Genomic DNA, 25037 nt, shown 5'->3' with positions numbered 1-25037 from the left:
ACTGTCGCCATTTCGGCGTTGATCATATGGTGAGGGAACGCCGACCGATCGGAAAGGTTCCTCGTGGGCGCACGAGGCGGTGGAACTTTCTGCCGACACGACGCGTTGACGGGTCCGAGCGCTCGACCTGAAGGCCTCGAGGATGGGGGTAACAAGATGAAAGTCAACAAGGGCACGGGGGTGCACGAGTTGGGGGTGCGTGACGTGCGTGAACCACGCGATCACGAGCCGCATACCGCCGATCCCAAGCTCGACCGCGCCATCCAGGCCCGGATCGGCGACCAGCTGCGCGCCATGTATACCGAGCTGCTCGAGCAGCCGGTGCCGGACCGTTTCCGGGATCTCCTCGAAAAGCTCGACCAAGAAAAAAGCAAGGAGAATTCGCGATGACCCAACCGGAACCGGCGCTGCGCGACGCTCTGCTCGCGGCCGTTCCGAGCTTGCGCGCGTTCGCGATCTCGCTCACCGGTCAGGTCGACCGCGCGGACGATCTCGTCCAGGACACGCTCCTGCGCGCTCTCTCGAACATCGACCGATTCGAGCGGGGTACGAACCTGAACGCCTGGCTGTTCACGATCCTGCGTAATCTGTTTCACTCGGAATACCGCAAGCGCCGCCGCGAGGTCGAGGACGCCGACGGCTCCTACGCCGCGCGCCTCAACGCGCAGCCCGAGCAGGGCGCACGTCTGGACTTCGAGGATTTCCGCGAGGCGCTCTCGACGCTCCCCGCGGACCAGCGCGAGGCTCTGCTGCTGGTGGGCGCCTCCGGCTTCTCCTACGAGGAAGCCGCGAACATCTGCGGCTGCGCCGTGGGGACGATAAAGAGCCGCGTCAACCGCGCGCGCTCGCGGCTCACCCAGATCCTCGCCGTCGAGGACGGCTCCGATCTCGGCGTCGACAACGTCACCCGGGCCGCGCTCCAGGCCGTGAACGGCTGAGAGCCGCCCCGTTCGGAACGACCGAGGCCGCACGGCGATCGCCGTGCGGTTTTTTCGTGTCGAATCGCCCGTGATCGGTTGCGTTTCAGGAAACCCGGATCGGGCAGGATCGTTGGCTCCGGCAATGGAGATCCCGCCAGGAACCAGGCCATGACCCACGATCTGCTCGTTCGCTTCAGCGCCGTCTTCCTCGTCTTCGCGATAATCGCCGGCGCCACCGGCGCGGCGAGCGCCTCGGCCCTGCCGACGGCCCTCGCGACGCTCGCCGGAACCCTCGCGCTCGTGACGCTCGGCCTCGCCGCCGGCCTGCGCGAGCGGCCGCGCCGGCCGGCGAGCGTCCGCGCCCGCCGGCGCGCCGCGAATCGTCGCTGACCGCGTCAGCTGCCGATGGCGTCGCCGCCGTTCGGATGCAGGAACTGGCCGGTGATGTAGGACGAGTCCGCGCAGGCCAGGAACAGGAAGCACGAGGCGACCTCGTTCGGCTGCCCGGCACGTCCCATGGGCGTTTTCGTGCCGAACGTCGCCACGTGCTCGGCCGGGAACGAGGCCGGGATCAAGGGCGTCCAGATCGGGCCCGGAGCGACGCCGTTGACGCGGATGCCCCGCGCCGCGAGCGGCTTCGCGAGCGAGCGCGTCAGCGCCATGATGGCGCCCTTCGTCGCGGAATAGTCGATCAGGTGCGGCGAGCCGCGCACCGCCGTCACCGAGCCGTTGTTCACGATCCGCGCGCCCGAGCCCATGCGCGGCAGGGCCGCCTGGATCATGTAGACGTAGCCGAACAGGTTGGTGCGGAAGGTCCCTTCGAGCTGCTCGGGGGTGATGTCCTCGATCTCGTCCGCCACGTGCTGCTCGGCGGCGTTGTTCACGAGGACGTCGAGGCGCCCGTACGCCTCCACGGTGCGCGCGACGGCGTCGCGGCAGAAGGCGGGATCGCGGACGTCTCCGCGCACGCACAGGCAGCGCCCGCCCTCCGCCTCCACCGCGGCCCGGGTCTCCGCCGCGTCCTCGCTCTCCTCGAGATAGACGATGGCGACGTTCGCGCCCTCGCGGGCGAAGGAGACGGCGGTGGCGCGGCCGATGCCGCTGTCGCCGCCGGTGATCAGGGCGACCTCGCCGGCGAGGCGGCCGGAGCCGGGAAAGCGCGGGGCGTAGTCCGGGCGCGGGGTCATCTCGTGCTCGCGCCCGGGCTGGACCGGCTGGTGCTGGGCGGGCTGGCCGCCCGCGGGCTCGTCCTTGTCGGTATCGCTCATCGTCTCCTCGGGCGGACATGATGGGGATTGGGGTTCGAGGGCCCGCCGGGCAGGTGGTCCGGCGGCATGCGCCGGCCAGGGTCGCGAACGGTCGGATCGTCGAGATCGGGATCGACCTCGTCCTCCTCCGGGGCCGGCGGGACCTCGCCCGGCAGGCGGCCGCCGGGTGGAAGCGGCGGCGGCGGCTCGCCCGGATCTACCGGGACGCGAGACGGGTCCGGCGTGCGGATCCCGGGCATGGCTGCGAGCGGGGGGAAGTCGATGGGGAGGCGCGGATGTGCGAGACGCATGGCCATCCTCCGTGACGCTTTACGTTATGGGGGTAAGCGAGGGGGAGGGGGCGGGGTTCCGTTGTCGGGAGTGGCGGCGCGCCGCGCGCTCTAGCCGCTGTTGACTCTCAAGTTGTATTCTGGTTCGTTGACGACTGAAAAGGCGCGGGCGAACCGCTGGGCCGGCGGGGGCAGTCGTGAATGCAAGGCGAAAGCTGCTCCTCTCCGTCCTGTCGAACCCAAGGGACGTAGGCTTCGGCGATGCCTGCAAGATCGCCCGGTGGCTCGGGTTCGTTCGGGCCGGAGGAAAGGGCTCTCACGTCGTGTATGCTCGACGGGGCGAGCCGATCGTGCTGAATTTTCAGAATCGCGGCGGCCGCATCGCGCCTTACCAGGCCCGGCAGCTGGCCGAGATGATCGAACGTTACGGAGATCGGAAATGATCGAGATCCGAGGATATCCGATCCAGGTCTTCTGGAGTGACGAAGACGAGGCGTTCGTCGCCGTCGCGCCGGACTTGCCGGGGTGCTCGGCGGTCGGAGACACGCGCCACGATGCGGCGCGCGAGATCGAGGACGCGATCGAGGCATGGCTCCAGGCCGCGCGCACAATTGGCAATCCGGTTCCCCAGCCCGGGACTGGCGGGCGCATCGTAGCCGGCTCGTGAGGGCCGATGCGCGCGACCATCATCCACGACGGGCCCGTCGCCCGGCAGGCGACGGCCCGGCTCCTGGTCGAGACGCGGGGGCAGGGCTTCGTCGAGATCACCCGCCAGGCGCGCGAGGCGCTCGCCGCGTGCGGGATCGCGCAGGGGCTGATGACGGCCTTCTGCCGTCACACCTCGGCCTCGCTCGCCATCCAGGAGAACGCCGATCCGGACGTGCCGCGCGATCTCGTCGACACCCTCGACCGGCTGGCGCCGCGGAATGCCGGCTACCGGCACGGGTCGGAGGGGCCCGACGACATGCCGGCCCACATCCGCAGCATGCTCACCGGAGCGTCCGTGGCGATCCCCGTCGTCGACGGCGCCCTGGCGCTCGGGACCTGGCAGGGGCTCTACCTCGTCGAGCACCGCGACCGGCCCCACCGGCGCGAGGTGCTCCTCGTCGTGCAGGGGGCGTGAGGCGGGGGCTCGCTCCGGGACTCCCCTCTCCACGAGGGAGAGGGGAGAGTACGGCGGCGTCGGCGCGCCGGTCACACGCTGCGCACGGCGCCGCCGTCGACGCGGATGAGGCCGCCGGTCATGTAGCTCGCGCGCTCGGAGGCGAGGAAGGTCACCACGTCGGCGAATTCCCGCGTGTCGCCGTAGCGGCCGGCGGGGATGGCGGCGAGCGCCGCCTTCTCGATCTCCTCGACGCTCTTGCCCTGGCGCTTGGCGTTGGCGGCGTCGAGCTCGCCGGTGCGGTCGGTGCGGATGCGCCCGGGGAGCACGATGTTGAGGGTCACGCCGTCCTTGGCGACCTCGGAGGCGAGCGTCTTCGACCAGCCGACGAGCGCCGAGCGCAGCGTGTTCGACATGGCGAGGTTCGGGATCGGCTGGATCACGCCCGAGGACGCGATCGTGAGGATGCGCCCGAAGCCGCGTTGGCGCATGCCCGGCAGCGCCAGCGCCGCGAGGCGCAGGACCGGCTTCACCATCGCCTCGAAATACGGCGTCCAGTCCTCCTGCGGCACCTCGGCGGCCGTCTTCGCGGGCGGGCCGCCCGTATTGGCGACGAGGATGTCGACCCCGCCCATGGCGCTTTCGGCGGCGGCGTAGATCTCGTCGGTCCGGGTGGTGAGATCGGCGGCGTAGGCGTGGGCCTTGCCGCCGGCGGCCACGATCGCCTCCGCGGCCGCCTTCAGCTTGTCCTCGCTGCGCGCGGTCATGAACACCTCGGCGCCCTCGCGGGCCAGCGCCTCGGCGCAGGCGCGCCCGAGGCCGCGGCTCGAGGAGAGAACGAGGGCGCGCTTGCCAGAAAGCCCGAGATCCATGGCGTGATCCTTCCCGTGATCGTGTGCGTCGGGCTTTCGTCTAGCACCGCGACGCCGCCGCGCGAAGCAGCAGCAGCGCTCAGGCGGGATGGGACGGGCGGCGCGGCGGGGGGATCTCGTCCCCGGGTTCTGGAGCAACGTCCGGAACCTTGTCGAGCACGACGGCGGCCGCGCCCATGTCGGCGCGGGCGGCTCGATCCCGCATCATCTTGAGGCCGCGACGATGGCCGAGGCCTTCGGCGATGAAGGCGACCATCATCTGGTTGATCGACACCCCGTCCTCTGCGGCGGCGGCGCGCGCCTGCTCCATGATGTGATCGGGGACGCGAAGGGGATAGGAGCTCATCGTGGCGACCTTTCGTGCAGTTTCGCGAGAAACGCGCCGGCTTTGCAGACAGCGAGACCGAACGCGGCGACGGCGGAATGCCGGAATCCCAGGTCCTCCGTCACGATCGTTCCGGCTCCGGCCGCAAGCGCGCATTCGATGTAGAGATCGTCCTTGGGGTCGTTGAGGAACGGCCTGAACCGAAACTTCGGCGACGCGGGAACGGCTCTGGCCTAAAGTCCGTCGAGCAACGTATCGATGTCGTCGCGCGTAATCGGCGAGTGCGGCCCGAGAATGCCGTCACGCTTCAGGACGTCCTCGTACTCCAGGACCACAGCCGGGGATGCCGCGAACGGAATGTCGCTCAGCATTCCCCTCAGGATCACGTGCGACGCGCCATTCCGGGAGCGGAGGCCGCGCAGGACGACGTTTGCGTCGACGACGATCATACTGTTAGGATAATATCGCATATGATATCAGTCAAGGTGGCTGGCGCATCTCGTATCCACCGCCCTCCTCACCGCGTCATCACCACCGGCGTCCCCACCCGCACCCTCCGGAAGAGATCGACGATGTCCTCGTTGCGCATGCGGATGCAGCCGTAGCTGGCGGCGCGGCCGATGGAGGCGCGCATGGTGCGCGTGGTGCCGTGGATGGCGGTGAGGCCGTCGTCGAGGGTGAGCGCGGCCTCGCCCATCGGGTTGTTCGGCGCCCCGCCGGGGATGAGGTCCGGCAGATGCGGCAGGTCGCGGCGGACGTCCGGCGGGGGCGTCCAGGCCGGGCGCACGTGCTTGCCGTCGATGCGCCGCCAGCCGGTCCACATCTTGTCCGGCCGCGGCACGGCGACCCGGTAGCGGATGGCGGTGCCGTCGCCGAGGTCGAGATAGAGCGCGCGCTCGGACGCGCGCACCACGATCGTCCCCGCCGGCACGCCGGCCTCGAACGCCACGCGCTCGCGCGCCTGGAGCGGCGCGGGCGCGAACGCGAACCAGGCGGCGAGCACGAGGATCGCCGTCAAGCGCTGCATGGGAAGCCTCCCCGGTTGTCGTCGGGGCGTTCTCGCGCGGGGAGCGTCGCCGATCTCTCGACAGACGTGGTTGAGAGAGGCTCAATCGCCGGGGATGGCGGACATCCGGTTTACCGCATCGCTCGAATTGCGCGGATATCGGCGGCCCGGTGCGTTCCGCGTTTCGGCGAGAGCGTGCTAGAGACGTGTCGCGACAGTCGTAACGGACAACCGAATGACCCTCGAGCGCACCCGCATCCTGCTCGTCATCGGCGGCGGCATCGCCGCCTACAAGGCGCTCGACCTGATTCGGCGGCTGCGCGAGCGGGGCGCCTCGGTGCGGTGCGTCCTCACCGCCGGCGCGCAGCGCTTCGTGACGCCGCTCGCCGCCGCGGCGCTCTCGGGCGACAAGGCCTACACGGACCTGTTCGACCGGGACGACGAGGCCGATATCGGCCACATCCGGCTCGCCCGCGACGCCGACGCGATCGTGGTCGCGCCGGCGACGGCGAACCTGATGGCGCGCATGGCGCACGGCCATGCCGACGATCTCGCCTCCACCGTGCTGCTCGCCACCACGCTCCCGATCCTGATCGCGCCGGCGATGAACGTGCGCATGTGGCTCCACCCCGCGACGCAGCGCAACCGCGCGACGCTGGAGGCCGACGGCGTCGCCGTCGTCGGGCCGAACGAGGGCGCCATGGCGGAGGCCGAATGGGGACCCGGCCGGCTCGCCGAGCCCACCGAGATCGCGGACGCGCTGGAGCGGCTCCTCGCGACCCGCGCCGCCGCCGACGGGGAGACGGCGCCCGGCCCGCTCGCCGGCCGGCACGTCCTCGTCACCTCCGGGCCGACGCACGAGCCCATCGACCCGGTGCGCTACATCGCCAACCGCTCCTCCGGCAAGCAGGGTCACGCCATCGCCGCCGCCGCGGCGGCCGCCGGCGCGCGGGTGACGCTCGTCTCCGGGCCGGTGACCATCCCCGATCCGCCCGGCGTCACGGTGGTGAAGGTCGAGAGCGCCCGCGCGATGCTCGCCGCCGTGGAGGCGGCGCTGCCGGCAGACGTCGCGATCTTCGCCGCCGCCGTGGCCGACTGGCGCGCCGCCGAGACGAAGCCGTCGAAAATGAAGAAGGACGGCGGGCCCCCGCCACCGCTGGCGCTCGCCGCCAATCCCGACATCCTCGCCGCCGTGGCGCACAGGAGCGAGGGCCGCCCTCCCCTCGTGGTCGGCTTCGCCGCGGAGACGCACGACGTCGTCGCCTACGCCCGCGCCAAGCTCGCGCGCAAGGGCTGCGACCTGATCGTCGCCAACGACGTGTCCGAGGCCGGCGGCGGCGTGATGGGCGGGGACCACAACGCCGTCCACCTCGTCTCCCCGGAAGGGGTGGAGGACTGGCCGCGGGCCGCCAAGGACGATATCGCCCGCCGCCTGGTCGACCGGCTTTCCACGATGCTATCCCGGAAAAACGCAGGAAAACCCACGTGACCGCGACGATTCGCGTCAAGCACTTGCCGCATGGTCAAGGACTTTCGCTTCCGAAATACGAGACCGAGGGCGCCGCGGGGCTCGACCTCTGCGCGGCTATCAGTCATAATACGTACTTAGATTTGGAGATTCTCGGAAGGGCGCTGGTCCCGACCGGGCTGGCCCTGGCCCTGCCGCGAGGCTACGAGGCGCAGGTCCGGCCCCGGTCGGGCCTCGCGGCGAAGCACGGGGTCACGGTGCTCAATTCCCCGGGCACCGTCGACAGCGATTATCGCGGCGAGGTCATGGTTCTTCTCGTCAATCTCGGCGATGCGCCGTTCCGTGTCGAACGCGGGATGCGCATCGCGCAGCTCGTCGTCGCTCCGGTCACGCACGCGACCCTGGTCGAGGTAGCGGAGCTGGAGGATACGCCGCGCGCCGGGGGAGGGTTCGGTTCGACCGGGATCTGAGCGCGAGCGACGACGTGAGGAAACGCGAGCGGCCGCAAGCCGCGCAGAGTGTTCTTGATCGGGGGTTCATGACGTCATGATTTTGCTGTCTCGTCGGTCTCTGCTCGCCATCGCCGCGGTGGTGGACATCGCGCTGCACGCCCGGCCGTCGCCGGTCGCCGCGAAGATCCTGGCGCAGCGCCACAATCTGCCGCCCCGCCATCTCGAGACCGTGCTCCAGGCGCTGGTGCGCTTCGGCATCCTCAAGGGCGTGCGCGGACCCCGCGGCGGCTACGAGCTCGCGCGGGAGCGCCGTCGCGTCACCGCGGGCGACATCGTGCGCGCGGCGATGAGCGTCACCGGCGAGGACGGCCTGCCGCCGCTGCCGGAGAGCCAGCTCGTCGACGTCGTCGTCGGCCCCGTGGTCAAGAGCGCGGGCGAGGCATTTCTCGGCGAGCTCGACGCCATCACGGTCGAGGACCTCTGCGCGCGGGCCGAGAAGATGAGCGCCGCGGACGGCCCGAGCGACGACGCCCTCGATTTCGCGATTTGACGCGTGAAATAAAACAAACTAGCGACAAAGGGTGTGAATTGCGCTAGAAGGGGGCCAGTTCGAAACCAGGGAGGCTTCTCTTGGCCGACACCCCTCGCACCGACGAGACGCCGCGCACCCACGGGCGCGGCCGCGTCTACGACTCGATCACCCAGACGATCGGCGACACGCCGCTCGTTCGTCTCGCGCGCCTGCCGCAGGAGCGCGGCGTCGACGCCGAGATCCTGCTCAAGCTCGAGTTCTTCAACCCGATCGCCTCGGTCAAGGACCGCATCGGCGTCTCGATGATCGAGGATCTCGAGGCGCAGGGCCGCATCCGGCCGGGCGCGACGCTGATCGAGCCGACCTCCGGCAATACCGGCATCGCGCTCGCCTTCGTCGCCGCGGCGCGCGGCTATCGGCTGATCCTGGTGATGCCCGAGACGATGTCGCTCGAGCGGCGCAAGATGCTCGCCTTCCTCGGCGCCGAGCTCGAGCTCACCCCCGGACCGCAGGGCATGAAGGGCGCCGTCGCCCGCGCCAAGGAGCTGGCGGAGGAGATCCCCGGCTCCGTCATCCCGCAGCAATTCTCCAACCCGGCGAACCCCTACATCCACCGCGTCACCACGGCCGAGGAGATCTGGAACGACACCCACGGCGAGGTGGACGTGCTGGTCTCGGCGGTGGGCACCGGCGGCTCGATCACGGGCGTCGGCAAGGTGCTCAAGGCGCGCAAGCCCGACGTGAAGGTGATCGCGGTCGAGCCCGAGGACAGCCCGGTCCTCTCCGGCGGCCAGCCCGGCCCGCACAAGATCCAGGGCATCGGCGCGGGCTTCGTGCCGGACATCCTCGATCGCGGCCTGATCGACGAGGTGGTGACGGTGGGCAACCAGACCGCCTTCGACACGTCCCGGGCGCTCGCCCGCGCCGAGGGCATTCCCGGCGGCATCTCGACGGGCGCCAACGTCGCGGCCGCCCTCGAGATCGGCGCGCGCCCGGAGATGAAGGGCAAGAAGATCGTCACGATCGCCTGCTCCTTCGCCGAGCGCTACATCTCCAGCGCCCTGTTCGAGGGGCTCTGAGCCCGACGGCGACGCGCCGCCGCCGCGGCGCGTCGCCTCACGCGATGCGCGTGAAGATCTCGACGCCGTCCTCCGTCACGCCCACCGAATGCTCGAACTGGGCCGAGAGGGAGCGGTCGCGGGTGACGGTGGTCCAGCCATCGGAGAGGGTCTTCACCTCGGCGCGGCCGGCGTTGAGCATGGGCTCGACGGTGAAGAACATGCCGGGCTCGAGCCGCACGCCGCGGCCGGGCAGGCCGTAGGACAGCACTTCCGGCGGCGCGTGGAAGGCGCGCCCGAGCCCGTGTCCGCAGAACTCGCGCACCACCGTGTAGCCCTTGGCCTTCGCCACGGCCTCGATCGCCGCGCCGACGTCGCCGAGCGTGGCGCCGGGGCGGATCTCGGCGATCCCGGCCATCATCGCCGCGTGGGCCGCCGCGATCAGCCGCCTCGCCTTCGCCGAGGGCTCGCCCACCGAGAACATCCGGCTCGTGTCGCCGTGCCAGCCCTCCAGGATCGGCGTGACGTCGATGTTGAGGATGTCGCCCTCGGCGAGGCGCTTGTCGTCGGGCACGCCGTGGGTGACGACGTGGTTCACCGAGATGCAGGTGGCGTGGCGATAGCCGTGGAAGCCGATCGTCGCCGGCACGGCGCCGTGGTCGCGCATGAAGGTCTCGCACAGACGGTCGAGCTCCCCCGTGGCGACGCCCGGCCGCACGTGCGGCGCGATGAAGTCCAGCGTCGCCGCGGCGAGCCGCCCGGCCTTGCGCATGCCCTCGAAATCTTCCGGCCCGTGCAGGGGAATGCCCCGCGGGCGCCGCTCGCCCCGCTCGTCCATGATCTCTCCCGTCCGCGGCCACCCTAGCACGGGCCTCGCGCGAAGTGTCTCCCGCCCGGCGACGCAGCCCGGCGCATCGTCGCGTCCACCGACCGGATTCCACTCGGTGGGATGATGCGCTAGAAGCGCCGCATGACCGCACCCTCCGTGACGCCACCCGTCCTGCGCTTCGCGCCCTCGCCGACCGGGCTCCTGCACATCGGCAACGCCCGCACGGCGCTCTTCAACGCGCTCCTCGCGCGGCGCGAGGGCGGGACCTTCGTCCTGCGCCTCGACGATACCGACCGCGAGCGGTCCCGGGAGGAATACGCGCGAGCCATCCGCGCGGACCTCGCCTGGCTCGGCATCCCGCCGGACGGGGAGGTGCGCCAGTCCGACCGCGTCGCTCTCCACGACGCGGCCGCCGACCGCCTGCGCGATATGGGGCTTCTCTACGCCTGCTACGAGTCCCCCGACGAGCTGGAATACCGCAGGAAACGCCAGCTCGCCCGCGGCCTGCCCCCGATCTACGATCGCGCCGCGCTCGCCCTCTCGGCGGAGGACCGCGCGACGCTCGAGGCGGAGGGGCGCCGGCCGCATTGGCGCTTCAAGCTCGACCACCGCACGGTCGGCTGGACGGATCTCGTGCGCGGCCCGGTGACGGTGGACTGCGCCTCGCTCTCCGATCCGGTGCTGGTGCGCGGGGACGGGTCGTATCTCTACACGCTGCCTTCCGTCGTCGACGACGCCGATCTCGGCATCACCCACGTGATCCGCGGCGAGGACCACGTCACCAACACGGCGGTGCAGATCCAGATCTTCGAGGCTTTGGGCGCCGCCGCGCCGGCCTTCGGCCACCACAACCTCCTCACCACGGCCTCGGGCGAGGGCCTGTCGAAGCGCCTCGGGCATCTCTCGCTGACGGGCCTGCGCGAGGCCGGGCTCGAGCCGCTCGCGGTGGCGGCGCTCGCGACGCTGGTGGGAACCTCGGAGGCGGTCCGGCCGGTCGCGTCGCTGGACGAGCTGGCGGGCCTCCTCGACCTGTCCCACGTCTCGCGCGCACCGGCGAAGTTCGACGAGAGCGAGCTGACGGCGCTGAACGCCCGGCTCGTGCACGAGCTGCCCTACGCGGCGGTGGGGGACCGGCTCGCGGCGATGGGCGTCGGCGGCGGGGCGGCGTTCTGGGAGGCGGTGCGCGGCAATCTCGAGACGGTCGATCAGGCCCGCGACTGGTGGGGCGTCGTCGCGGGTCCCGTCACGCCCGCGATCGAGGACCCCGCCTTCTGCGCGGAGGCCGCGGCGGCCCTCCCGCCGGAGCCCTGGGACGGCGCGACCTGGAAGGCCTGGACGGACGCGGTGAAGGCGCGCACCGGCGCCAAGGGCAAGGCCCTGTTCATGCCTCTGCGCAAGGCCCTCACCGGCCGCGACCACGGCCCCGAGCTCGCCGCGCTGCTCCCGCTGATCGGCCGCGAGGCCGCGCGGCGTCGGCTCGCGGGGGAGCCCGCCTGACGCCGCCCCTCCCGCGCGCCATCCCCATCCGCCCCTCCGGGCCGCTCGCACGGCCCACCTCCCCTGCCGGGGAACGGCGGGGAGGCGTTCCATGCCCTGGCGCCTCTGCACGACACGCGCCCGCCTTGGCGCGGCGCCGCGGGCTCTGCTACACGTCGTGTCCCCATTCGGAGGCGCGAACGCGATGCTGGGCGAGGCCCGCGACTACGACACCCTCATGGCCGGGTTCCGCTGGGCCGTGCCCGAGCGCTACAATATCGGCGTCGACGTGTGCGACCGCTGGGCGGCGGCCGATCCGGACCGGCCGGCGGTCCTCGAGGTCGGCGCCTCGGGCGCCGTCGAGGCCTGGACCTACGGCCGCCTGCGGGAGGCCTCGAACCGCCTCGCCAACGCGCTCGCCGCCCGCGGCGTGCGCCGGGGCGACCGGGTGGCGATCCTGCTGCCACAGACGGCGGCGGTGCCGATCGCGCACATCGCCGTCTACAAGCTCGGCGCGATCGCGGTGCCGCTCGCGGTCATGTTCGGCGTCGATGCCCTGGGCTATCGCCTCGGCGACGCCGGGGCGAAGGCGCTGATCACGACGGGGGCGGGCGTGGAGAAGACCGCCGCGCTCGACCTGCCGGACCTCGCCGCCGTGCTCTGCGTCGACGGGGCGTGGTCGGGACCGGGACGGCCGGCGGAGGATCTCCACGCCGCCCTCGCCGCCGCGAGCCCCGACCATACGCCGCGCGACACCCGCGCCGACGACCCGGCGATGATGATCTACACGTCCGGCACCACGGGCCAGCCCAAGGGCGCGCTGCACGCCCATCGCGTCCTGCTCGGGCACCTGCCCGGCGTGCAGATGCACCACGAGTTCCTGCCGCGGCCCGGCGACCGGCTGTGGACGCCGGCGGATTGGGCCTGGGCCGGGGGGCTGCTCAACGTGCTCCTGCCGGGCCTGCATTTCGGCGTGCCCGTCGTCGCGCGCAAGTTCGACAAGTTCGACCCCGACGAAGCCTGGCGGCTCATGGCCGAGCAGAAGATCGCCAACGCCTTCATCCCGCCCACGGCGCTGCGCATGCTGCGCGCCGGCGGCGATCCGCGCGGGCGCTACGACCTCGCGCTGCGCACGATCGGGTCCGGCGGCGAGGCGCTCGGCGCGGAGACCTTCGCCTGGGGCCGCGAGGCGCTGGGGCTGACGATCAACGAGTTCTACGGCCAGACGGAGTGTAACCTGGTGGTCTCCTCCTGCGCCGCCATCGGCGTCGCCGAGGCCGGCGCCATCGGCAAGCCGGTGCCCGGCCATACGGTCGGCGTGATCCGCGAGGACGGGAGCCTCTGCGAGCCCGAGGAGCCGGGGCAGATCGCCGTGCGCCGCCCGGACCCGGTGATGTTCCTGGAATACTGGAACCGCCCGGAGGCGACGCAGCACAAGTTCGTCGGCGACTGGATGACGACGGGCGACCAGGGCGTGGTCGACGCCGCCGGCTACGTCCGCTTCGTCGGGCGCGACGACGACGTCATCACCTCGGCGGGCTACCGCATCGGCCCCACCGAGATCGAGGATTGCCTCCTGCGCCACCCGGCGGTGTCGCTCGCCGCCGTCGTCGGCAAGCCGGATGCGGTGCGCACGGAGATCGTCAAGGCCTTCGTCGTGCCGCGGGAGGGCGTCGAGCCGTCGGACGCGCTGGCGGAGGACATCAAGGGCTTCGTCCGCACGCGGCTCTCCGCGCATCAATATCCGCGCGAGATCGCCTTCCGCGACAACCTGCCGCTGACGACGACCGGCAAGGTCATCCGCCGCCTGCTGCGCCAGGAGGCGTGAGGCGGGCTCACGAGCGGGCCGAGGCGGAGCGCGGCGCGTCGGGCTCGGGCGCGGCGGTCGGGGTGCGCGCGGCCAGCAGCGGCGCCCAGTCGCGCACCGCGATGCGCAGGCCCGCGCGCTCGAGCCGCCCGCCCATGTCCCGCGCCAGCGAGGAGACGGTCGGGTTCAGCCGCACCGCGAGCGAGCGCGCCGCCCGGCCGGCCACGACGGTGTCCTCCTCCTTGCAGGCGGCGATGAGGGTCAGCGTGGCGCATTCGTGGCCGGACGCCTGGCGCGCGCCGATGCCGTTCATTTCCCAATCGCCGTGCGGCCAGCTGGCGTCGGTGCGCTGGTTGCGCAGGGCGAAGCCGAGCAGCAGCGCGTCGGAGACCACCGCGCGCGCCGTGGTGGCGTCGGTGGCCCGGGTGAGGCGCGCCTCGAGGGCGTCGATCACGGCGACGTCGTAGGACGCCTCGAAATCGCCCAGCGCGCGGAAGATGTCGACAACGAGCGCCATGCGCGGGCTGAGCAGGACGTCGATCGATCCGTGTGCGGTCATCGTCTCGACTTTCGCAGAAAGGGCGACCGCAGCGTCGCTGTCGCGTCGATCGGCCGCCGCGCCAAGTCCTTGCCGAGCAAGCCCTCTTCGAGGTCGCCGGCGGCGGTGTCGCGAGGCCAACGCCCCCCGTTGCGAGGGGGTTCCTGGGGCCGCCGTGCGGCGGCGCGGCGCGCCTGCCGGCGGCGCCGTGGCGTCCTGTGGAGGAAAATCGAAAAAAAGTCGCGACTGCGGAACCGACCGCGAGAACGCGCGTTGGGGGAACAACCGGCTCATTCTGCCCCCACGGGCCGGCACCTCGGGCGCGGACGCTTCACGGCGGCCGCGCCTTTTTCTTGGCGGCGCTCGCTCGGCCGCGTCCGGCGCCGCGCGTGCCGCTTCCGGCCCTACCGCGCCGCGGCGTCTTCCGCCTCGTCCCCGTCCAGCGCCGGGAGCACGAAGACCTGGCCCGGATAGATCAGGTCCGGGTTGCGGATCTGCTCCTGGTTGGCGTCGAAGATCACCGTGTACCGGATGCCCTCGCCGTAGATCCGGCGCGAGATGCGCCAGAGGCTGTCGCCGCGGCTGACCAGCGCGGTGTTGATCTCCGGTATGGTGAGCGTCGCCTCGCGATCGGGCGCATCCGCGACGGGAATGTCCGCATCGGCGACCCGATCCTCGGCGGTCTCGGTCGCCGCCGGAGCCGGCGCGCGCGCGGCGCGATCCCCGCCCCCCTGCTCGCCCGGCTCCTGCGGCGGGGCGGCCGTCTCCGCGGACGGCTCCTCGATCTCGGCCAGCACCCCCGGCATCTCGAACGCGACCTCGGCGCGGGAGAGCACCGCGCCGTCGCGCGTGTCGACCTCGTCGAGGCGCACGCGATAGATCCCGGGGCGCACGCCGCGCCGAATGGCGAAGGAGACGAGGCCGGCATGGTCCGCCGAGGCGCGGCCGACGAACGTCTCGTTCAGGTAGAGACGCACGCTGGCGTTCGGCTCGCCCTCGCCGGAGACGAAGAGCCCGCCGCCCGTCTCGGCCTCGACGGTGGCGACGCGGATACCCTGCCGGTCGGCCACGGGCCCGGCGGCATCCGCGCGGGCGATCTGGGTGGGCTGGAGCCCGTCCACGGCCGCGGGCTGCGACGGCGCGTCGGAGGCATCCCGGCTCGGGGCGGCCTCGTCCTCGGTCGGCTCGGTCGCGGCGGCGACGTCGGATGCGGGCGCCGAGGGCGCCGGCGCGGGCCGCGAGAGGATCCGTGTCGGCGCGTCCGGCGCGACCAGCGCGACGACGGGCGCCTCGTCCATGCGCTCGGCGACGACCACGGTGACGCTCTGCGGCGACCGGCGCGGCGCGGCGTCGCCGTCGCGGACCTGGAGCGCGATCTCGTGCGTGCCCGGTGGCAGGGGCGGCGGCACGAAGGCGAACGCGCCGGTGGCGTCGGCGACGACGATGTCGTGGACCATCCCGTTGCGCAGGAGCTCGACCCTGGCGCCGGGGGGCGCCTGGCCGGCGATCACCGCATCGCCGGTGGGCTCGACGCGCACGACGTCGAAAGCGGCGTCCAGCGCGACGGGCGCCGCCGACGCGACGGGCGCCGCCGACGCGGCGGGCGCGGCCGGCTCGACGGGCTGTGCGACCGGGTCGGCGGGCGCCGCCGGGTCGATGGCGGCGACGATCGACTCGGGGGTGCCGCTCGCGGCCGGGCTCGGTCGGGTGGAGCTCTGCGTCGGGCTCGCGTCCGTGAGGGTCGGCTGCTCCGGGGCGGCGACCTCCGGGGCGGCGACCTCCGGGGCGGCCTGCGGGGCGCCGGCGGGCGCCGTGGACGCGGGCGTCTCCGACACGGTCACCGCGGCGTCTCCCGCCAGGCGCTCGCCGAAGACGGCGTAGCCGACCCCGCCCGCGGCGACGGCGAGGGCCACGACGGTGAGCACCAGATTGCGACGCCGTTCGACAGACACGGCCGTGATCCTTCGTCTCGACTTGACAGCGGCGGGTGTCGCCGCGGAACGATTACTCTTTCCGACGCGTCGACGAAACGGGAAACGTGATCCCATCAAGCGCGGATCGCAACATTTTTGAAGGGGAAGCCGCGACAATGAGTCGTATCCGGTCCATCTGCGTCTATTGCGGCTCGTCCCCCGGCGGCGATCCGGCCTATCTCGCGGCGGCGGAGGCGCTCGGGCGCGCCATGGCCGCGTCGGGCGTACGGCTCGTCTACGGCGGCGGCGCGCTCGGCCTGATGGGCGCCGTCGCGCGCTCGACGATCGAGGCCGGCGGCGAGGTGACCGGCATCATCCCCGACTTCCTCACCAGGAAGGAGAAGCTGCTCGACGACGTGCAGGAGACGATCGTCGTCGGCGACATGCACGCCCGCAAGCAGCTGATGTTCGAGCGCGCCGACGCCTTCGTGGCGCTCCCCGGCGGCATCGGCACGCTCGAGGAGCTGGTCGAGCAGATGACCTGGGCCCAGCTCGGCCGCCATCGCAAGCCGATCCTGGTGCTCTCGCTCGGCGATTTCTGGAAGCCGCTGCTCACGCTGCTCGCCCACATGCGCCAGGCGGGCTTCATTCCGAAGGACCGTGAGCTGAGCTACCTCGTCGCCGAGCGTGTCGGCGACGTCCTCCCCATGCTGGAAGCCGCCGCCGCCCACCATCCCCCGCGCGAGGACGGATCCCGCCAGGCCGAGGAGCGCTTCGTCGAGCGCAAGTTCTAGCTCCCTAGCCCATCCGGGAGAGAGGCTTGCTCGAACCTCACACGCTCATGACCGAGCCCCCGTCGACCCGCCAGTTGGCCCCGACGACGAAGCTCGCGCGCTGCGAGCAGAGGAAGGCGATCACGGCGGCGACCTCCTCCGGGCGGCCGCGGCGGCCGACCTCGATGCCCGGGCGCTTCTCGGCGAGGAAGCCCTCGATGGCGGCCTCCTTGTCGACGCCCTCCTCGGCGGCGCGCTTCTCCATCATCTTGTCGGTCATCGGCGTCGCCACGAAGGCCGGGGAGACCACGTTCACCAGGACGCCGTCCTCGCCGTAGGCCTTGGACAGGCTCTTGCCCAAAGTGATGATCCCAGCCTTGGCGACGTTGTAGGGCGTCTCCTCGGGATAGGGCTGGACCGCGTTCTCGGAGGCGATCAGCACGAGCCGCCCCCAGCCCTTCTCGCGCATGCCGGGAATGAAGGCGCGCGCCACGCGCACCGCGCTCATCAGGTCGACCGCGATCACCTCCTCCCAGCCGGCGTCGTCGATCTCGAGGAAGTCGCCCGTGGGCCCGGTCTCGCCGGCGCAATGGACGACGATGTCGGGCGCGCCCATGGCAGCCTCGATCTCGCCCTTCAGGCGCGTCACCCCGTCCGCCTTCGACAGGTCGGCGGTGAAGGGCATGCACCGGCCATGGGCGGAGAGCCCCTCCGCCGCGTCGGCGAGCGCGTCTCCGGTGATGTCGCTGAGCGCGACCGCCGCGCCCTCGTCGAGCAGGAACCGCGCGGTCTCCCGGCCGATGCCGGAATCGCCGCCCGTGACCAGGGCGAGCTTGCCCTCGAGATCGAGCTTCATCGGATGCCTCCGTCCTGTATCGTGTCTCGGCAAGGCGAACGCGCCGGGGGCTCGGCCGTTCGAGCGACCGCCCGTCGCGCCCGAGACAGGGAGGAGCGAGATGCCGCACGACGATCCCTTCGACCTCGCGCGCTTCGTCGCCGCGCAGGACCCGGTGATCGGGACCGTGCGCGCCGAGCTCGCGGCGGGCGCCAAGCGGACGCACTGGATGTGGTTCGTGTTCCCGCAGCTCGAGGCGCTCGGCCGCAGCCCCACGGCGAAGCGCTACGGGATCTCGGGCGCCGCCGAGGCGCGGGCCTATCTCGACCACCCGGTTCTCGGCCCGCGGCTGCGCGAATGCGTCTCGCTGCTCCTCGCGCATGCCGATGCCTCCGGCGGCCCCGACATCCACGCGATCCTCGGCAGCCCCGACGCCCTGAAGCTCGCCTCCTGCCTCACCCTCTTCCGCGCGGCGGCGCAGGACGCCGCCGACCGGGCCCTGTTCCGGCGCGGTCTCGACGCGTTCTACGAAGGCCGGGCGGACGGGCGGACGCTGGCGCTCGTCGCCGGCTCCTGACTCCCCCCTCCGCCGGCGGCCGCCCCGCGCGCCACCGCGATCACGGCGACGCCGAGGGCGGCCGCGGCGGCGATCGCGAGGAGGTTCAGCGCGCCCCAGCCGACGAGCGCGAGACCCGCGCCCGCCAGAAGCGCGCCCGCCGTCGCCGCCAGCGCGACGAAGAACTCGTTGGCGCCCTGCGCCCGGAAGCGGCCGCGCCCCGGAACGCTCGCCCCGACGAGATGGCTGCCCCCGACATAGAGCGCGTTCCAGGCGAGCCCGAGCAGGATCAGCGACGCGGTGAAAGGCCAGAAGCCGTCCCCCAGGAGCGCCACCGCTCCGGCCGCCGCCTGAAGCGCGACCCCGAGGCCCAGGAAGCGGTAGACGCCGATGCGCTCGCCGCGAACAGCGAGGCGCCGATCAGGACCGGCGCCGCGCGGGCGAGGAAGGAACCGAGCAGGGCGGCGAAGACGCCGCCGAACAGGACGAGCGACACGGCCGAGGGGCGCTTGTCGCCCGGGACGAGATCGAGCGCGGCGAAGCGGAACAGGTTGACGCTGGCGAGGAAGAGCCCGAGCAGCGCGTGCGCCGCCGCGAGGAGCCAGAAGCTCTCCTGCACGATCGCGAGCGCGCCCACCGCGCCGGCGAGCACGCCGCTGAGCGCGGCGGACATCGAGTCTCAGTCTGTGAGGTTGCCCTGAAGCTGTTTTGCGTGCGGCGCTTTGTTCTTGACACTCACCTCTTCCGGTTGCACCCTCTCCGTGCTCATGCCTTCGGGCCCCGCCAGCCGCACGTCGAACGCGCCCCGCCGCACCATGCTCCTGCCAGGCCTGACCCTGCCGCCGACCGAGAAGCTGTTCCACGTGGACGCCGGGCTGGCGGAGGCCCGCGCCCGCGTAATCCACGTCGCCTGCGACCTCGTCGTGCTCGACCGGACGATCTTCTACGCCGAGAGCGGCGGGCAGGTGGCCGACCGCGGGACGCTCGCCGGCGTGCCGGTGGTCGACGTGCGCAAGGAAGGCGGGCGCCCGGTGCGGATCGAGCGGCCCGGGCTCGACGCGATCTTCGTCAACACCGGCACGGCGATCGTGCACCGGCTGGCGGAGCCGGCGGCGCTCGAGATCGGGCAGGAGGTCGCCCTCGCGCTCGACGCGGAGCACCGCGCGGCCGTGCGCCGGCACCACACGGCCGCGCATTTCCTGTTCCACGCGCTCGATACGGTCCTCGCCGGGACCGTGGGCGAGCGCATCGCCACCCGCGGCTGCGTCATCGACGCGGAGGGCTTCCGCTTCGACATCGCCAACACGCTGCCGCCGGAGCGCCTCGCCGCCGTCGAGGCCCGCGCCAACGGCCTCGCCGCCCGGGCGCTCGCCATCGCCATGGAGTCCGATCCCGCCTGCGACGACGTCTTCACCTGGCGCTACGGCGAAATCGCGATCCCCTGCGGCGGCACCCACGTGCGGCACGCCCGGGAAGTGCCGCCGATGACGCTCTCGCGCCGCTCGAAGGGGAAGGCGGCGCTCAGGATCGCGGGCCGGCTGGAGGGCTGACGCGAACCGCCGCGCCCGCCCGGACGTTCGCCTCGGCCGGAGCAGCACGAGGCCGCGCCATGCCGACGCCAGACGCCACCACGCTCGACACCACCACGATCCCTCAGGCCCGGATTCCGGACCTCACGCTGGGCTTCCTCGCCGACGGCTACGATTTCGTGCGCGAGCGCTGCGCGCATTACGGCTCGGACGCCTTCGAGGCGCGGCTGATGGGGCGCCGCACCGTGTTCTGCTTCGGGGAGGAGGCGGCGCGGATGTTCTACGAGCCGGGCCGCTTCACCCGGCGCGACGCGCTGCCGTCCTTCGCGCTCAAGCTGCTGCAGGACCAGGGCTCCGTCGCCACCCTCGACGGAGAGGAGCACCGCGCGCGCAAGGCCCTGTTCATGTCCTTCATGACGCCCGAGCGGCTCGACGCCATCGCCGACGCCGCCGCCTCGCGCCTGCGGGCGCGCCTCGCCGATTATCCCACCGGCGCGCCGCTGCACGGGGTTCTGCGCGACGTGCTCTGCCGCGCCGCCTGCGACTGGGTCGGCGTTCCCGTCTCCGAGGCCGACGAGCAGGGCCTCGTCGAGGAAGCCGGTGCGATGATCGACGAGGCGGGCTCGGTCGGCCCGGCGAACTGGATCGCGCGACTGCGCCGCCACCATTCGGAGGAGATGCTATCCTCCCTCGCCCGGGACGCGCGGGAGGGGCGCGTCGCGCTGCCCGAAGGCAGCCCGGCCGCCGCCTTCGTGTCCTGGCGCGGTCCCGACGGCGCGCCGCTCGACGAGGCGGTGATCGCGGTGGAGCTCCTCAACCTGATCCGTCCGATCGTCGCCATCGCCCGTTTCGAGACCTTCGCCGCCCTCGCCCTCGTCGAGAACCCGCAGTCCCGCGCCGCCATTCGCGGGCACGAGGAGGGCTTTCTCACCCGGTTCGTCGAGGAGGTGCGGCGCACGGCGCCCTTCTTCCCCGTGATCGCCGGGCGGGTGCGCACGCCCTTCGCCTGGCGCGGGCGCGATTTCGAGGAAGGCGAGCTCGTCGTGCTGGACCTCTACGGCACCGACCGCGACCCGCGGCTGTGGCGCGACGCCGACCGCTTCGACCCGGCCCGCTTCCGCGGGCGCATGCCGAACGCCTACGACCTCGTCCCCCAGGGCGGCGGCGACCCGTTCTCCGGCCATCGCTGCGCCGGCGAATGGCTGACCGTCGCCGTCATGGAATCGATGACGGCCGTCCTCGCCCGCGAGGCCGAGTGGACGGTCCCCGAGCAGGATCTCTCGGTGGACCTCCGGGAGATACCCGCCCTGCCGAAGAGCGGGCTCGTGCTCTCCGACGTGCGGCTCGGACACGGGTGATCGCGCGCGACTATTCGCCCTGAGGTAGTTGACTGAACACGCTTGAGTCGTAGCATCCCTTGATCGTCTCGGGATGCCGATATGCCACTGATTCTCGTGTTCGTGGGCCTCGTGATTGCGCTCGTCCACGGTCTCGCGATCGCGCTCGTGCTGCCCGCGCTGACGGGGACCGCGGAAGCGCGCGTTCGCGGCGCGTGGGAAGGCATCGTTTTCTGCCTCTATCCGATGATCATCGCGACGGTGGCGGTAAGGGCCGTCGGAGGCCCGGTCGCCCGGCTGGTGGCGATGGGCGGCGCCGTCGCCGCCGCGCATGCGATCGTGATCGGACTGGTCATCCCGGGCGCAGGAGAGTGGGAGAACACCATCCGCGGCCTTTGGGAGGCGTTCGTCTTCGGCGTCTATCCGATCGTGCTCGCCGGGGCGGCGATGAACCTGACCCGGGTCTCGCCAGCGACCGCCGCAGCGGCGCCCCAGCGGACCGGAATAGCCGTCCTGCAGCTGCTCGGCCTCGCCGGCTTTCTCTTCCTCGCCCTCCGGCTCGCGCAATACGTGGTCAACGCGCTGCTGACGGAGCTGTACGGACTCGCCCAGGAGGGCCTGATCACCCTCTCGCCGCTCGGCGAGCACTACATCACGCACACTCTGGCCGGCGCGATGACCGTCGCGATCCTGGGTCCGCTCCTCGTCTTCCTGGTGTCGCGCGTCACGCGCAAGATCGGACGCAATCCGGGTTTCTGGAGCTTCTGCCTGGTCTCCGTGCTCGTCGTCTTCGCGAGCGTCTTCGCGAACTACGCACGCATGGACGACCTGGCCGGCGCCTTCGTCGCGACGCTCGCTCCCCCGCTCGGCCTTCCCCCGGACGCCCCGGTCGGCAGAGCCGCCCCCGCCATCCTGGTCTTTCAGCTCGCCGGATTGATCGGCGTCTCGTTCCTGCTCGCCCTCGTCATGTGGGCGATCGCCGGGGTGCGATCGGCGGTCGCGCCGGCTTTCGAGCGCTGGGGGATCTAACCCGTGCGGGCGCAGCGCGGCGGCACGACGCATTGCCGGCTTCGCAGCAACCTGAGATAAACTGCGATTCGCGCCAAGATCGATCCTTCGAATTCCTCGTCTTGCATGCGTAGTTCCACCTCGGTAGCCTTCCTGTACGAAGGCCGACGGAAGATCGGTCGGGACGCAACCCTGAGACGGAGGAACACGGCCATGCTCAACGACGATATTCCTGCCCAGCCGACGCCGTCCGAGGACGGACAGGCCGAACCCGGCCGCCGCGGCTTTCTCAAGGGCGCCGGCCTCACCGCCATGGGCGCGCTGCTCGGCACCTCGATTCCCTTCGAGCGCAACATGCCCCCCGGCCTCGTCCCGGTGGCGCTGGCCCAGGACACGGGCGCCGGCCTGATGGGCGAGAAGAACGGCCTGACGCTGCTCAACGACCGTCCGGTCAACGCGGAGACCCCCGCGCATCTCCTGGACGACGACGTCACGCCCTACGAGCGTCTGTTCGTGCGCAACAACGGCCTCGTGCCGCAGCACGCCATGGACATGTCCGCCGACGGCTGGACGCTGACGATCGACGGCGAGGTGGACAATCCGCTGACGCTGACCATCGCCGACCTGCAGAACGACTTCGAGACCGTCACCGCGCCGCTCTGGCTCGAATGCGGCGGCAACGGGCGCGCCTTCTTCCAGCCCGGCGCCTCCGGAAACCAGTGGACCACCGGCGCGATCGGCTGCCCGGAATGGACCGGCGTGCGCCTCAAGGACGTGCTCGAGCGCGCCGGGGTGAAGTCGACGGCGGTCTATACCGGCCATTACGGCAACGACGTGCATCTCTCCGGCGACCCGTCGAAGGAGGTGATCTCCCGCGGCGTGCCGATCGAGAAGGCGATGGGGCCCGAGAACCTGATCGCCTGGGCCATGAACGGCCAGCCAATCCCGGCGCTGCACGGCTTCCCGCTGCGCCTCGTCGTCCCGGGCTATCCGGGCTCGGCCTCGCAGAAGTACCTCACCCGCATCTGGGTGCGCGACCGCGAGCACGACGGCTCGAAGATGACGGGCTATTCCTACCGCATGCCGGCCTACCCGGTCGCGCCCGGCACCGAGGTGCCCGAGAGCGACATGGTGGTCATGCTCGACATGCCGGTGAAGTCGCTCGTCACCTTCCCGCAGACCGGCGTCGAGGTCCCGGCCGGCCGGCCCGCCGAGGTGCGCGGCCACGCCTGGTCGGGCAAGGGCGACGTCGCGGCCATGCACGTCTCCCTCGACTTCGGCCAGACCTGGCAGGAGGCCGAGCTGATGGCGCCGCCGAACCCCTTCGCCTGGCAGCGCTGGACCGCGAACGTCACCCCGCCGCAGGCCGGGTACTACGAGGTCTGGGCGCGCGCCACCGACAAGGACGGCAACATGCAGCCGCCCGTGGTCCCCGGGTGGAACCCGCGCGGCTACGGCAACAACATGATCCACCGCATCGCCCTCTTCGCCGTCTGAGGACGGCGGGGCAGCGCCCTCCCGAGCGCCTTGCCGGACGCCACGCCTTCGGGCCGGCGTCCGGTCTTTCGTCTTTCCCGAGTTCAGAACGGTTCGGCTCTCGACGATGTCCCTGTCGCAGGTTCTCTCCCGCCTCGCCCGAGGCGCCGCCCTCGCCGCCGCCCTCGCCGTCCCCCTGGCGCTGCCCGCCGCCGCCCTGGCGCAGGGCTACGACCCGATGGCGCCCCGCGGCGGCGCGCCCGGCTTCAACCCGATGCTCCCCGGCGGCGCCGCTCCCGGCGCGCCGAGCGCCGCGGCGCCCGCCGAGAGCGACGTGCCCACCAATCCCGAGCTCGGCGGCATCCCGGACACCGCCGGGGCTGAGGAGACCTTCTATCTCTGCTCGGCCTGCCATTCGATGGCGACCGTGACCTCGCAGCGCCTCACCGACGAGCGCTGGGACTACACCTGGACCTGGATGGTGGAGGATCAGGGCATGCCGGAGATGGACGCGGAGACGAAGGCGCTGATCCTCTCCTACCTCAAGCGCCATTTCTCGGCGGAGCGCTGAACCCGGCGGCGGACGCCGGATCGGGCGCCGCGGGTGCGGCGCCCGTCGCGCTCACACGAGCGCGAGCACGCGCGCCGGCCCGCCCGAGCCGCCGCGATGCTTCGGGGCGCCGACGACGATCGTCGCGCCGGCCTCGGGCAGCGCCTCGAGGTTGGCGACACATTCGAGGCCCCACCGGTTCTCGGGCAGCCAGGCGTAATGCGTCGCGAAATCCGGCGAGGGGCCGTGATCGAGCGAGAGCGTGTCCACCGCGATGCCCACGGCCGTGCTCTCCTCGAGCAGCATTCGCGCCGCCTCCAGGTGGAAGCCCGGGAAGTGCATCACGCCCTCGGCGTCGGCGTTGCGGAACCCGGCCTCGTTGACGTGCGCGCCCCAGCCCGACAGCATGGCGACGCAGCAGCGCTCCGGGAGCGGCCCGTTGCGGGCGATCCAGGCGGCGACGTCGTCGGGCGTCACCTGCGCGTCCGGGTCCTCCGCGGCCTTGGCGCGGATGTCGATCACCGCGAGGGGAGCGACGAGGTTCTCCACCGGCACCTCGGCCACGCTCTGGCCGTCGGCCGAGAAGTGCAGCGGCGCGTCGACATGGGTGCCGGTATGCTCGTTCACGCGCAGCATGTTGAGGTTGAACTTGTGCTGCGCGTAGTCGAACAGGGTCTCGACGAAGAACTGCTGCTCGCCGAAGAACGTCGGAAAGGCCTCGTGCAGCTCGTGGGTGAGGTCAACCGGGCCGCCGCCGGCTGCGGCCCGGGCGGGCGCCGGGGCGAGCGTCGCGGCGCCGGTCGAGACCGCCGCGACGGCGGCCGCGCCGCCGGCCGCGCGGCGGAACAGGTCGCGGCGGCTGAGCATGCGCTCCCTTACCGCGTTCATCACGCAAACGTCGCACATTCCCCACTCTCCCTGGTTCCGTGACGCGACGGCTCTGTGAGCGCCGCTGCGGGTTGCAGCCGCCAGCTTAGCGTTGGGGAAGATCGGGTCAACGATGCGCAGCGTGCGCGTGCATCCGGAGCCGGGTCGACGCCGGAGCGCCGCCGGAGCGCCGCCGGGGCGCCGCGCGCGACGCGATCTTGCACGCTCGCAAGAAACACCAGCCGATTGCTGCGCTATATTGGCGCAAACG

General features: G+C 72.0%; 31 protein-coding genes. 18 read left to right on the top strand and 13 right to left on the bottom strand.

Going from position 1 to position 25037, the window contains the following annotated elements; translation table 11 throughout:
* Positions 1-156: 156 nt before the first annotated feature.
* The 3 genes from ABL310_RS05020 to ABL310_RS05010 all read left to right on the top strand — a co-directional run bounded on the left by ABL310_RS05020 (position 157) and on the right by ABL310_RS05010 (position 1310).
* Positions 157-390 (top strand): NepR family anti-sigma factor, encoded by a 234-nt coding sequence (locus ABL310_RS05020; RefSeq protein WP_349370602.1) that lies wholly within the window; start codon positions 157-159, stop codon positions 388-390.
* The gene (locus tag ABL310_RS05015; protein WP_349370601.1) at positions 387-938 is read left to right on the top strand and encodes a sigma-70 family RNA polymerase sigma factor; all 552 of its coding nucleotides are present in this window, start codon (positions 387-389) and stop codon (positions 936-938) included. The genes ABL310_RS05020 and ABL310_RS05015 overlap by 4 nt, the downstream gene beginning before the upstream one ends.
* Positions 939-1088: 150 nt before the next feature.
* Positions 1089-1310, top strand: a complete 222-nt coding sequence (locus ABL310_RS05010) for a hypothetical protein (protein ID WP_349370600.1) — start codon at positions 1089-1091, stop codon at positions 1308-1310.
* 5 nt (positions 1311-1315) lie between these two features.
* On the opposite strand, the gene ABL310_RS05005 is transcribed toward ABL310_RS05010, so the two are convergent.
* Together ABL310_RS05005 and ABL310_RS05000 are read right to left on the bottom strand one after the other, a co-directional pair.
* Positions 1316-2188 (bottom strand): SDR family oxidoreductase, encoded by an 873-nt coding sequence (locus ABL310_RS05005; protein ID WP_349370599.1) that lies wholly within the window; start codon positions 2186-2188, stop codon positions 1316-1318.
* Entirely contained in the window at positions 2185-2478 is a 294-nt protein-coding gene (locus ABL310_RS05000) for a hypothetical protein (RefSeq protein ID WP_349370598.1), read from the bottom strand. The genes ABL310_RS05005 and ABL310_RS05000 overlap by 4 nt, the downstream gene beginning before the upstream one ends.
* A gap of 418 nt (positions 2479-2896) precedes the next feature.
* Between ABL310_RS05000 and ABL310_RS04995 the strand changes: the two genes are divergently transcribed.
* Both ABL310_RS04995 and ABL310_RS04990 read left to right on the top strand, forming a co-directional pair.
* Positions 2897-3124 carry a type II toxin-antitoxin system HicB family antitoxin gene (locus ABL310_RS04995; protein WP_349370597.1) on the top strand — a complete coding sequence of 76 codons (228 nt, stop codon included), beginning with the start codon at positions 2897-2899 and terminating at the stop codon, positions 3122-3124.
* A gap of 6 nt (positions 3125-3130) precedes the next feature.
* A complete protein-coding gene (locus ABL310_RS04990) occupies positions 3131-3580 on the top strand; it encodes a secondary thiamine-phosphate synthase enzyme YjbQ (RefSeq protein WP_349370596.1) in 450 nt (149 codons plus the stop codon).
* Between the two features lie 71 nt (positions 3581-3651).
* On the opposite strand, the gene ABL310_RS04985 is transcribed toward ABL310_RS04990, so the two are convergent.
* The 4 genes from ABL310_RS04985 to ABL310_RS04970 form a co-directional block, all read right to left on the bottom strand.
* On the bottom strand, positions 3652-4431 hold the full coding sequence (locus ABL310_RS04985; protein WP_349370595.1) for an SDR family oxidoreductase: 780 nt from the start codon (positions 4429-4431) through the stop codon (positions 3652-3654).
* Positions 4432-4510: 79 nt separating this feature from the next.
* Positions 4511-4777 (bottom strand): hypothetical protein, encoded by a 267-nt coding sequence (locus ABL310_RS04980; protein ID WP_349370594.1) that lies wholly within the window; start codon positions 4775-4777, stop codon positions 4511-4513.
* Between the two features lie 212 nt (positions 4778-4989).
* Positions 4990-5205: a hypothetical protein gene (locus tag ABL310_RS04975; RefSeq protein ID WP_349370593.1), complete on the bottom strand. Its 216-nt coding sequence runs from the start codon at positions 5203-5205 to the stop codon at positions 4990-4992.
* A 68-nt stretch (positions 5206-5273) separates the two neighbouring features.
* The gene (locus ABL310_RS04970; protein WP_349370592.1) at positions 5274-5783 is read right to left on the bottom strand and encodes a L,D-transpeptidase; all 510 of its coding nucleotides are present in this window, start codon (positions 5781-5783) and stop codon (positions 5274-5276) included.
* 214 nt (positions 5784-5997) lie between these two features.
* Here ABL310_RS04970 and coaBC point away from each other — a divergent pair, with 214 nt between their 5' ends.
* From coaBC to cysK, 4 genes are all read left to right on the top strand, one after another.
* Positions 5998-7251 (top strand): bifunctional phosphopantothenoylcysteine decarboxylase/phosphopantothenate--cysteine ligase CoaBC, encoded by a 1254-nt coding sequence (coaBC, locus tag ABL310_RS04965; protein ID WP_349370591.1) that lies wholly within the window; start codon positions 5998-6000, stop codon positions 7249-7251.
* Positions 7221-7700: a dUTP diphosphatase gene (gene dut, locus ABL310_RS04960; RefSeq protein WP_374730394.1), complete on the top strand. Its 480-nt coding sequence runs from the start codon at positions 7221-7223 to the stop codon at positions 7698-7700. The genes coaBC and dut overlap by 31 nt, the downstream gene beginning before the upstream one ends.
* A gap of 76 nt (positions 7701-7776) precedes the next feature.
* A complete protein-coding gene (locus tag ABL310_RS04955) occupies positions 7777-8232 on the top strand; it encodes an Rrf2 family transcriptional regulator (RefSeq protein WP_349370589.1) in 456 nt (151 codons plus the stop codon).
* An 80-nt stretch (positions 8233-8312) separates the two neighbouring features.
* Positions 8313-9293 (top strand): cysteine synthase A, encoded by a 981-nt coding sequence (gene cysK, locus ABL310_RS04950; RefSeq protein WP_349370588.1) that lies wholly within the window; start codon positions 8313-8315, stop codon positions 9291-9293.
* 37 nt (positions 9294-9330) lie between these two features.
* Here cysK and map read toward each other — a convergent pair whose 3' ends face one another.
* Positions 9331-10110: a type I methionyl aminopeptidase gene (gene map / locus ABL310_RS04945; RefSeq protein WP_349370587.1), complete on the bottom strand. Its 780-nt coding sequence runs from the start codon at positions 10108-10110 to the stop codon at positions 9331-9333.
* 132 nt (positions 10111-10242) lie between these two features.
* Between map and gltX the strand changes: the two genes are divergently transcribed.
* Both gltX and ABL310_RS04935 read left to right on the top strand, forming a co-directional pair.
* The gene (gene gltX / locus ABL310_RS04940; protein ID WP_349370586.1) at positions 10243-11598 is read left to right on the top strand and encodes a glutamate--tRNA ligase; all 1356 of its coding nucleotides are present in this window, start codon (positions 10243-10245) and stop codon (positions 11596-11598) included.
* Positions 11599-11782: 184 nt separating this feature from the next.
* Positions 11783-13405, top strand: coding sequence for an AMP-binding protein (locus ABL310_RS04935; protein WP_349370585.1), 1623 nt, complete (start codon positions 11783-11785; stop codon positions 13403-13405).
* A gap of 7 nt (positions 13406-13412) precedes the next feature.
* Here the strand turns inward: ABL310_RS04935 and ABL310_RS04930 are convergent, their stop codons facing one another.
* Positions 13413-13943, bottom strand: a complete 531-nt coding sequence (locus ABL310_RS04930; RefSeq protein WP_349370584.1) for a hypothetical protein — start codon at positions 13941-13943, stop codon at positions 13413-13415.
* Positions 13944-14326: 383 nt separating this feature from the next.
* Positions 14327-15874 (bottom strand): LysM peptidoglycan-binding domain-containing protein, encoded by a 1548-nt coding sequence (locus tag ABL310_RS04925; protein WP_349370583.1) that lies wholly within the window; start codon positions 15872-15874, stop codon positions 14327-14329.
* 137 nt (positions 15875-16011) lie between these two features.
* Here ABL310_RS04925 and ABL310_RS04920 point away from each other — a divergent pair, with 137 nt between their 5' ends.
* On the top strand, positions 16012-16629 hold the full coding sequence (locus tag ABL310_RS04920; RefSeq protein WP_349370582.1) for a TIGR00730 family Rossman fold protein: 618 nt from the start codon (positions 16012-16014) through the stop codon (positions 16627-16629).
* A 37-nt stretch (positions 16630-16666) separates the two neighbouring features.
* Here the strand turns inward: ABL310_RS04920 and ABL310_RS04915 are convergent, their stop codons facing one another.
* A complete protein-coding gene (locus ABL310_RS04915; RefSeq protein WP_349370581.1) occupies positions 16667-17464 on the bottom strand; it encodes an SDR family oxidoreductase in 798 nt (265 codons plus the stop codon).
* A 100-nt stretch (positions 17465-17564) separates the two neighbouring features.
* On the opposite strand from ABL310_RS04915, the gene ABL310_RS04910 reads away from it, so the two are divergent.
* On the top strand, positions 17565-18020 hold the full coding sequence (locus ABL310_RS04910) for a DUF1810 domain-containing protein (protein ID WP_349370580.1): 456 nt from the start codon (positions 17565-17567) through the stop codon (positions 18018-18020).
* Here ABL310_RS04910 and ABL310_RS04905 read toward each other — a convergent pair.
* On the bottom strand, positions 17969-18334 hold the full coding sequence (locus ABL310_RS04905; protein ID WP_349370579.1) for a hypothetical protein: 366 nt from the start codon (positions 18332-18334) through the stop codon (positions 17969-17971). The two genes, ABL310_RS04910 and ABL310_RS04905, sit on opposite strands and share 52 nt — an antisense overlap.
* The gene (locus ABL310_RS04900; protein ID WP_349370578.1) at positions 18289-18672 is read right to left on the bottom strand and encodes a hypothetical protein; all 384 of its coding nucleotides are present in this window, start codon (positions 18670-18672) and stop codon (positions 18289-18291) included. Before ABL310_RS04900 ends, ABL310_RS04905 begins: the two co-directional genes overlap by 46 nt.
* A 142-nt stretch (positions 18673-18814) precedes the next feature.
* Between ABL310_RS04900 and ABL310_RS04895 the strand changes: the two genes are divergently transcribed.
* The 5 genes from ABL310_RS04895 to ABL310_RS04875 all read left to right on the top strand — a co-directional run bounded on the left by ABL310_RS04895 (position 18815) and on the right by ABL310_RS04875 (position 23920).
* Positions 18815-19549, top strand: a complete 735-nt coding sequence (locus tag ABL310_RS04895) for an alanyl-tRNA editing protein (RefSeq protein WP_349370577.1) — start codon at positions 18815-18817, stop codon at positions 19547-19549.
* A 59-nt stretch (positions 19550-19608) separates the two neighbouring features.
* Positions 19609-20886: a cytochrome P450 gene (locus ABL310_RS04890; protein ID WP_349370576.1), complete on the top strand. Its 1278-nt coding sequence runs from the start codon at positions 19609-19611 to the stop codon at positions 20884-20886.
* An 81-nt stretch (positions 20887-20967) separates the two neighbouring features.
* The gene (locus tag ABL310_RS04885; protein WP_349370575.1) at positions 20968-21894 is read left to right on the top strand and encodes a hypothetical protein; all 927 of its coding nucleotides are present in this window, start codon (positions 20968-20970) and stop codon (positions 21892-21894) included.
* 192 nt (positions 21895-22086) lie between these two features.
* The gene (locus ABL310_RS04880; protein WP_349370574.1) at positions 22087-23370 is read left to right on the top strand and encodes a sulfite oxidase; all 1284 of its coding nucleotides are present in this window, start codon (positions 22087-22089) and stop codon (positions 23368-23370) included.
* Between the two features lie 106 nt (positions 23371-23476).
* Positions 23477-23920, top strand: a complete 444-nt coding sequence (locus ABL310_RS04875) for a hypothetical protein (protein ID WP_349370573.1) — start codon at positions 23477-23479, stop codon at positions 23918-23920.
* A gap of 51 nt (positions 23921-23971) precedes the next feature.
* Here ABL310_RS04875 and ABL310_RS04870 read toward each other — a convergent pair whose 3' ends face one another.
* Positions 23972-24805 carry a cyclase family protein gene (locus ABL310_RS04870; RefSeq protein WP_349370572.1) on the bottom strand — a complete coding sequence of 278 codons (834 nt, stop codon included), beginning with the start codon at positions 24803-24805 and terminating at the stop codon, positions 23972-23974.
* Positions 24806-25037 lie beyond the last annotated feature (232 nt).

It is taken from the genome of Salinarimonas sp. (assembly GCF_040111675.1).
Taxonomy (GTDB): Bacteria; Pseudomonadota; Alphaproteobacteria; order Rhizobiales; family Beijerinckiaceae; genus Salinarimonas.
The sequence above is the reverse complement of the archived record's forward strand: the minus strand, read 5'-3'. Positions and strand labels throughout refer to the sequence as shown.

What these genes read in the sequence shown, in the direction of transcription:
- ABL310_RS04915 (WP_349370581.1), bottom strand. Translation starts at nt 17,464, where the DNA reads ATGAAGCTCGATCTCGAGGGCAAGCTCGCCCTGGTCACGGGCGGCGAT.
- ABL310_RS05010 (WP_349370600.1), top strand. Translation starts at nt 1,089, where the DNA reads ATGACCCACGATCTGCTCGTTCGCTTCAGCGCCGTCTTCCTCGTCTTC.
- ABL310_RS04910 (WP_349370580.1), top strand. Translation starts at nt 17,565, where the DNA reads ATGCCGCACGACGATCCCTTCGACCTCGCGCGCTTCGTCGCCGCGCAG.
- ABL310_RS04880 (WP_349370574.1), top strand. Translation starts at nt 22,087, where the DNA reads ATGCTCAACGACGATATTCCTGCCCAGCCGACGCCGTCCGAGGACGGA.
- ABL310_RS04890 (WP_349370576.1), top strand. Translation starts at nt 19,609, where the DNA reads ATGCCGACGCCAGACGCCACCACGCTCGACACCACCACGATCCCTCAG.
- ABL310_RS05005 (WP_349370599.1), bottom strand. Translation starts at nt 2,188, where the DNA reads ATGAGCGATACCGACAAGGACGAGCCCGCGGGCGGCCAGCCCGCCCAG.
- ABL310_RS04895 (WP_349370577.1), top strand. Translation starts at nt 18,815, where the DNA reads ATGCTCCTGCCAGGCCTGACCCTGCCGCCGACCGAGAAGCTGTTCCAC.
- ABL310_RS05020 (WP_349370602.1), top strand. Translation starts at nt 157, where the DNA reads ATGAAAGTCAACAAGGGCACGGGGGTGCACGAGTTGGGGGTGCGTGAC.
- ABL310_RS04885 (WP_349370575.1), top strand. Translation starts at nt 20,968, where the DNA reads ATGCCACTGATTCTCGTGTTCGTGGGCCTCGTGATTGCGCTCGTCCAC.
- coaBC (WP_349370591.1), top strand. Translation starts at nt 5,998, where the DNA reads ATGACCCTCGAGCGCACCCGCATCCTGCTCGTCATCGGCGGCGGCATC.
- ABL310_RS04995 (WP_349370597.1), top strand. Translation starts at nt 2,897, where the DNA reads ATGATCGAGATCCGAGGATATCCGATCCAGGTCTTCTGGAGTGACGAA.
- gltX (WP_349370586.1), top strand. Translation starts at nt 10,243, where the DNA reads ATGACCGCACCCTCCGTGACGCCACCCGTCCTGCGCTTCGCGCCCTCG.
- ABL310_RS04985 (WP_349370595.1), bottom strand. Translation starts at nt 4,431, where the DNA reads ATGGATCTCGGGCTTTCTGGCAAGCGCGCCCTCGTTCTCTCCTCGAGC.
- ABL310_RS05015 (WP_349370601.1), top strand. Translation starts at nt 387, where the DNA reads ATGACCCAACCGGAACCGGCGCTGCGCGACGCTCTGCTCGCGGCCGTT.
- ABL310_RS04955 (WP_349370589.1), top strand. Translation starts at nt 7,777, where the DNA reads ATGATTTTGCTGTCTCGTCGGTCTCTGCTCGCCATCGCCGCGGTGGTG.
- ABL310_RS04935 (WP_349370585.1), top strand. Translation starts at nt 11,783, where the DNA reads ATGCTGGGCGAGGCCCGCGACTACGACACCCTCATGGCCGGGTTCCGC.
- ABL310_RS04920 (WP_349370582.1), top strand. Translation starts at nt 16,012, where the DNA reads ATGAGTCGTATCCGGTCCATCTGCGTCTATTGCGGCTCGTCCCCCGGC.
- map (WP_349370587.1), bottom strand. Translation starts at nt 10,110, where the DNA reads ATGGACGAGCGGGGCGAGCGGCGCCCGCGGGGCATTCCCCTGCACGGG.
- ABL310_RS04875 (WP_349370573.1), top strand. Translation starts at nt 23,477, where the DNA reads ATGTCCCTGTCGCAGGTTCTCTCCCGCCTCGCCCGAGGCGCCGCCCTC.
- ABL310_RS05000 (WP_349370598.1), bottom strand. Translation starts at nt 2,478, where the DNA reads ATGCGTCTCGCACATCCGCGCCTCCCCATCGACTTCCCCCCGCTCGCA.
- ABL310_RS04990 (WP_349370596.1), top strand. Translation starts at nt 3,131, where the DNA reads ATGCGCGCGACCATCATCCACGACGGGCCCGTCGCCCGGCAGGCGACG.
- ABL310_RS04980 (WP_349370594.1), bottom strand. Translation starts at nt 4,777, where the DNA reads ATGAGCTCCTATCCCCTTCGCGTCCCCGATCACATCATGGAGCAGGCG.
- ABL310_RS04870 (WP_349370572.1), bottom strand. Translation starts at nt 24,805, where the DNA reads ATGTGCGACGTTTGCGTGATGAACGCGGTAAGGGAGCGCATGCTCAGC.
- ABL310_RS04970 (WP_349370592.1), bottom strand. Translation starts at nt 5,783, where the DNA reads ATGCAGCGCTTGACGGCGATCCTCGTGCTCGCCGCCTGGTTCGCGTTC.
- ABL310_RS04930 (WP_349370584.1), bottom strand. Translation starts at nt 13,943, where the DNA reads ATGACCGCACACGGATCGATCGACGTCCTGCTCAGCCCGCGCATGGCG.
- ABL310_RS04900 (WP_349370578.1), bottom strand. Translation starts at nt 18,672, where the DNA reads ATGTCCGCCGCGCTCAGCGGCGTGCTCGCCGGCGCGGTGGGCGCGCTC.
- ABL310_RS04975 (WP_349370593.1), bottom strand. Translation starts at nt 5,205, where the DNA reads ATGATCGTCGTCGACGCAAACGTCGTCCTGCGCGGCCTCCGCTCCCGG.